Here is a 5,397-nt window from a genome sequence, read left to right on the forward strand (position 1 = left end):
GGTCGGCAGCATACTTGGCATGGACGTGCGCATTGGCGCGCCGAAAAACCTCCAGCCCGACGCGGAGCTGATAAAAACATGCCGGGAAATCGCCAGAACCTCCGGCGCCCGCATTACGGTCACGGATGATGCCGGCGCTGCGGTAAAAGGCGTGGACTACATTCACACCGACGTCTGGGTTTCAATGGGCGAGCCGAAAGAAGTGTGGGAGGAAAGGATCAAATTGCTCAGGCCCTACCAGGTCAATCCGGAAATCATGAAGAAATCGGGCAATCCGAACGTCAGATTCATGCACTGCCTGCCGGCGTTCCACAACGCCGACACGAAAGTCGGCAAACAGGTTTCCGAACAGTTCGGCCTCACTGCCGGGATCGAAGTGACGGAAGAGGTGTTCGAATCGCCAGCCTGCATCGCTTTCGATCAGGCGGAAAACCGGATGCATACCATCAAGGCCGTGATGGTCGCCACACTGGGAAACTGAAAACCATCAAGCTGGTTTGTGCCGGGGCCGGGCCGATTCCTGAGTTGAAAATCAGGATTCAGAGCCCGGCCCCGGTTCTGTTTCATTATCGGACATGCGCCGGAACCGCAGGCGGCGTCAGCGCGGCGCGGCGTTCTTCACAAATCCGTCATTATGGAGCACGTTCCGTTCGCCTGTTCCGGTTCCGCCTATTTTCCCAGCAGCTCGTTTTCCATGAATTTTGCGGCGGCGGAAACCACCGTGTTATCATCCTGCATGAGCTGGGCCTCCAGAAGATGCAAAGGGGCGCAGGATTTAACTATTCTGGCGGTCACCACGACCTTTTTCCCGCACCGCACGGGCTTTTTATATTTTATGGCCAGTTCCGCCGTGAAAGCCGCAATGTTGTGCGCGAACAGGCAATTGGTCATGGCGCTGTCCATAAGTGCGGCGATCACACCGCCATGCAAACAGCCTTTATAACCTTCAAACATGAATTTGCCCATAAATTCCGCTTTCAGACTTGAGTCCGCCAGCAATTCAAACCGCAGTTTCAGGCCGACGGGGTTTTTGCCGCCGCACACAATGCAGGTATCATGCAGTTTCGCCTGGATACGGTTCAGTGTCGCAATATCGGCCATTGCGCTACTCGCAAAATACCGCGGCGGCTATGACCGTTGTCCAGACGCCATTCGCGGCTATGGCGGACTGCGTCATGTTTGTTGTTTTGACTATCTCGCCGCTCATGCGCCAGATCTGACGTTTCGTATCCCACGACGAATGGGCGTCAAACACCAGCCCCATCGTGGTGGAAAGCATCATGGCGGCAAGATCTTCGGCATAATCGCCCGACATCCGGTCTGATTCCCCGAAACTGTGATGCTCGGAGATATACCCGTGACGGGCTCGGTCTTTGGGTATGGCCAGGCCTATGCTGGCGCAAACCAGCCGGTGATGCTCGTCGGTGGAATTGCGCGCCAGAACGGCATGAAGGATTTGTCCGCTGTGCAGCTTTTTCAACCCCTCGGAAGCGGGCACAAGTTTGCAGTGCGGCGGCATGATGCTCGATACCGGCACAATATTGAAATTGGCGATTTTGGCGTCGCGCAGGGCTTCTTCAAAACTCGCCAGTTTTTCCCTGTGGCGCCCCACGCCTTTGGTTAAAAATACTTTTCTGGGGACAAATGCTTCCATTTTCATTTTCTCCTTGATTTTGAACTAAACCGCATCCCGCGCGGCAGCCGCAATACCGCAGGAAACGCAACAACAGCAACGACAAGGCCGCTCACTGATGCTCAAGGAACCGCCTGCGCTGTCTGAGCCTTGAGCATTCAGATTTTACCTCTCCGTTTTAAAGTTTCCGGCCCGCTCAGCGGTTGTACCCGGGGTTTTTCGGAATCATAAACCGTTTTTATCGGAATATCCGGCAGCCGGATCTTAAGCCGCTTCGCCGCTTCGGCTATTTCGGCCGCGCCCAGCGGCTCTACGGACGAAGGCCGCAACGGAGTGTTCAGCTGTATCTCGTCCGGCGCGATCCGGCGGTAAATATCCGCAAACATTTCCACGAATCCGGCGTTCTGTTTTATCAGCATGGTTTGCACCGCCAGCTTTCCGCGATACTGTTTCCTGAAAACGCAAAAACCGTCCAGTATTTCGGACAGTTTCACCTTATTTAAAGGGCGGTTAATGTCGCTCAGCATTTCCTCATTGCAGGCGTCGAGCTTGGCAACCACGAAATCAAAGCCCGAAAGCTCCCGTCTGATGTCCGCATCGTTTAGCAGCACCGCGTTGGTTATAATCGCCACGGGCTCTTTTCTCAGCTTTTTTACGCCTTCCAGCGTTTCGCGAAGATTTGCCGCAAGCGTGGCTTCCCCCCGGCCTGAAAAGGTGATGTAATCAATCGCAGTGTCCGGCAAACCGGCAAGCTCTTTGACCAACTCCCCGGCCGCGACAAATTCCTTGCGTTGCGCGGGGCAATAACCGGTTTTGCCCAGCTGGCAATAGATGCAGTCAAAATTGCAGACCTTGGCCGGCTGCGACAAAACATCCACACCCAGCGATTTGCCCAGCCGCCAGGAGGGAACGGGGCCGTAAATATATTTCAAATCCGTTGTCATAGTATTATCCCCAGCATTAACGCGATTGCGGCGAGCAACGCGAGAAAATGCCTTGCGCCGGTTGCCTGCGGATTTCTCAGCGACGGAATCAGGTCCGCCATCGCCACATAAATCATGCTGGCGGCGGAGAATGCAAGAGCATAGGGGATAACCGCTTTCATAATATCCATGACCAGCCATGCCAGCAGCCCGCCCAGCAGCGCGGCGAGCCCTGACAGCAGATTCCACATCAATGCCCTTGATTTCGAGAATCCGCTGTTTAACAGCACAGCGAAATCGCCCACTTCCTGCGGCAGCTCATGCGCGAACACGGCAATAGCTGTTCCTATGCCAAGACTCGGCGAGTTTGAAAACGCCGCCGCTATCGCCACACCGTCCATGAAGTTATGCACGCTGTCGCCAAGTATCACGATATGCCCGGCGGCGGAATGCAGCGTGCAGTTTTTATTATGGCAGTGCCGCCAGAGCAATGTTTTTTCCAGCAGGAAAAACAGCAGTATGCCGCCAAGCAACGCCAGCATCACATGCTGCGGCAATGCTTGCGATAACGCTTTCGGCAGCATTCCGGCAAAGCCCGTGCAGAGCAGTGTGCCGGTGGCGAAGCTGAGCAGCCAGGGCATCAGGCGTTCCTGCAGCTTTTCTCCAGCCAGCAACAAAACCGCCGCGCACAGCACGGAAATGACATTACCCAATAAAATGGCGATAAAAACTGCTGTCAAAATTTAATCCCCGTTATTTCATTTTCCCGATTTCTTCCTCCACTTCCCGCGCTCCTTCGGCATAAAATTTCTCTTCATCGGGCGCCAGTTCGCGAAGCAACCGCAGGAATTCCCCCGCGTGCACGCGTTCTTCGTCCGCTATGTCCCTGAGCACTTCCGCGGCGAGCCGGTTGCCGGTTGATTCGGCAAGCTGCATGTACAGCTGTATCGCTTCATATTCCGCGGCTATCATGAAGCGGATTGCTCTGACAAGTTCCGCATCCGTGAGTTTTCTGTCTTTCGCCAGCCCTGCAAAGGGCGCACTGAATTCCGGCATGTTTATTCTCCTTGATTATAACTTCCTTATCAGGTTTTATGAACAGGCTTGTTCTCCGCTTGCGCCGCGCAGAATTTCGCGAGCTTATCCGCTATTTCCGCAAATGTTTTTGCGGCGGGCGTTTTTCTGTCTTTGCGGCAAAACGGCTTGCCGTCATCGGCCAAAGCAACTATACACGGCTCAAGCGGCACCCTGCCTAAAAATTCAACGCCGTAATCTGTCGCCAATTGCTCGCCGCCGCCCTTTTTGAAAATTTCGGTTTCTTTTCCGCAATGCGGGCAGACAAAGCCGCTCATGTTTTCCACTATTCCCAGAACGGGAAGATTTACCTGCCCGGCGAAGGCTATGCTGCGCCTGGCGTCGTCTAACGCCACTTCCTGCGGCGTTACCACCACAACCGCGCCAGTCCACTCCGGCACGGCCTGCGCCGCGCTTAAAACTTCGTCGCCGGTGCCGGGCGGCGAATCCAAAAGCAGATAATCCAGCTCGCCCCACCGCACCTCGCCAAGCATCTGCCGTATGGCGCCGGTTTTGCGCGGGCCGCGCCAGATTATCGGCGTGCCGCTGTCCGCGCCCAGCATGGCAAGGCTGCAAACGAACAGGTTTTCAGATACTGGATAGGGAAGCATTTCATTGTCTTCCACGCACATGCTTTCGGCGGCTATGCCCAGCATTCTGGGCACGTTGGGACCGTGCAGGTCTATGTCCAGCAGGCCTACTTTATGCCCGGCTTCAGAAAGCGCGCAGGCAAGGTTTACCGCAACCGTGCTCTTGCCTACGCCGCCTTTGCCGCTCATCACCAGTATTTTGTTTTTTATAGCGGACATTTTGCCGCTGATCGCTTTATTTTGCGTTTCAAATTCCTCATTCTTTGGCTGCATTGCTGGTTTCCTCCGGTGTTTGCTCGGTCTTGAAAAAATAATCCGCTATGGCGCGGTAGAAAGAAGTGGCGGCAAGTATCGGACAATGTTTGTGATCCGGCGGCATCTGCCCTATTACATCAACTATATACGCTGGCGAAATGCGAAGCGCCTCTGATAACGGCAAGGCATCCGCCGTAAACGCCACCGCCGCGCCGCAGGCCAGAGTAACGCCGCAGCCTGTGGCTTTAAACCGGATTTCGCTTATGCGGCCGTGCGCAAGTTTGAAGTAAAAAGCCATCCTGTCGCCGCAGGGACCGGTAATATCGGAACTGCCGTCGGGATTTTCCAGCGTTCCGCAATACCTGGTTATGGCCTCTTCGATGCTGATCTGTTTATCCACTGGCATCCAAGCACTCCTTTGCTTTTATCCATATGGCTCTTATCTCTTTTGCAAGCTGTTCATTGCCATATTCCACCAGGGGAACGCCGGCGGATACGGCTGCGCCAGCCGCCTGATTAAACGAAATGCGCCCCAGCACCGCAATTTTCGCTCCGGCGCAAAACCGCTCGATTTCCGCAGTGTTGGCCTCATTCAAATCCCACTTGTTCACGATTACCGCTGACGGAATATTAAAATGCGCGGCGGTTTCCATGGCGCGTTTCATGTCGTGCATGGCGCAAAGCGTGGGCTCGGCGACGATAACCGCAAGATCCGCTCCGGACAGCGACGCCATCACCGGGCAGCCGGTTCCCGGCGGGCCGTCGGCGATTACCCAGCTTGCTCCAGTATCGCGGGCGATGTCAAAGGCAGTCTGCTTTATTTTGCTGACCAGCTTGCCGGAGTTTTCCTCGCCTATGCCAAGTTCCGCGTGGACAAGCGTTCCGTGCCGCGTATCGGACACGAACCATTTTCCCGACAGCC

Annotated in this window: 9 protein-coding genes; 1 reads left to right on the forward strand and 8 read right to left on the reverse strand. The window is 55.1% G+C overall.

Annotated elements, in window-relative coordinates; translation table 11 throughout:
• On the forward strand, positions 1 to 481 hold a 481-nt coding region (locus PHW69_09695), incomplete at its 5' end, for an ornithine carbamoyltransferase subunit F (GenBank protein MDD4005454.1).
• Positions 482 to 669: 188 nt separating this feature from the next.
• Here the strand turns inward: PHW69_09695 and PHW69_09700 are convergent.
• The 8 genes from PHW69_09700 to PHW69_09735 form a co-directional block, all read right to left on the reverse strand.
• Complete coding sequence (locus tag PHW69_09700; GenBank protein ID MDD4005455.1) at positions 670 to 1,101, reverse strand: PaaI family thioesterase; 432 nt, start codon at positions 1,099 to 1,101, stop codon at positions 670 to 672.
• A 4-nt stretch (positions 1,102 to 1,105) separates the two neighbouring features.
• Entirely contained in the window at positions 1,106 to 1,654 is a 549-nt protein-coding gene (locus PHW69_09705; protein ID MDD4005456.1) for an arginine decarboxylase, pyruvoyl-dependent, read from the reverse strand.
• A gap of 137 nt (positions 1,655 to 1,791) precedes the next feature.
• The gene (locus tag PHW69_09710) at positions 1,792 to 2,577 is read right to left on the reverse strand and encodes a radical SAM protein (GenBank protein MDD4005457.1); all 786 of its coding nucleotides are present in this window, start codon (positions 2,575 to 2,577) and stop codon (positions 1,792 to 1,794) included.
• Positions 2,574 to 3,296, reverse strand: a complete 723-nt coding sequence (locus PHW69_09715; protein MDD4005458.1) for a ZIP family metal transporter — start codon at positions 3,294 to 3,296, stop codon at positions 2,574 to 2,576. The genes PHW69_09710 and PHW69_09715 overlap by 4 nt, the downstream gene beginning before the upstream one ends.
• Positions 3,297 to 3,309: 13 nt before the next feature.
• Positions 3,310 to 3,612 carry a ferritin family protein gene (locus PHW69_09720; GenBank protein MDD4005459.1) on the reverse strand — a complete coding sequence of 101 codons (303 nt, stop codon included), beginning with the start codon at positions 3,610 to 3,612 and terminating at the stop codon, positions 3,310 to 3,312.
• Between the two features lie 29 nt (positions 3,613 to 3,641).
• Entirely contained in the window at positions 3,642 to 4,493 is an 852-nt protein-coding gene (locus PHW69_09725; protein ID MDD4005460.1) for an Mrp/NBP35 family ATP-binding protein, read from the reverse strand.
• Positions 4,477 to 4,881, reverse strand: coding sequence for an iron-sulfur cluster assembly scaffold protein (locus PHW69_09730; protein MDD4005461.1), 405 nt, complete (start codon positions 4,879 to 4,881; stop codon positions 4,477 to 4,479). The genes PHW69_09725 and PHW69_09730 overlap by 17 nt, the downstream gene beginning before the upstream one ends.
• The coding region (locus PHW69_09735) for a hypothetical protein (protein MDD4005462.1) at positions 4,868 to 5,397 on the reverse strand (530 nt) is incomplete at its 5' end. The genes PHW69_09730 and PHW69_09735, both read right to left, overlap by 14 nt.

The sequence above is a fragment of the Elusimicrobiaceae bacterium genome (genome assembly GCA_028700325.1).
Lineage (GTDB): Bacteria > Elusimicrobiota > Elusimicrobia > Elusimicrobiales > Elusimicrobiaceae > JAQVSV01.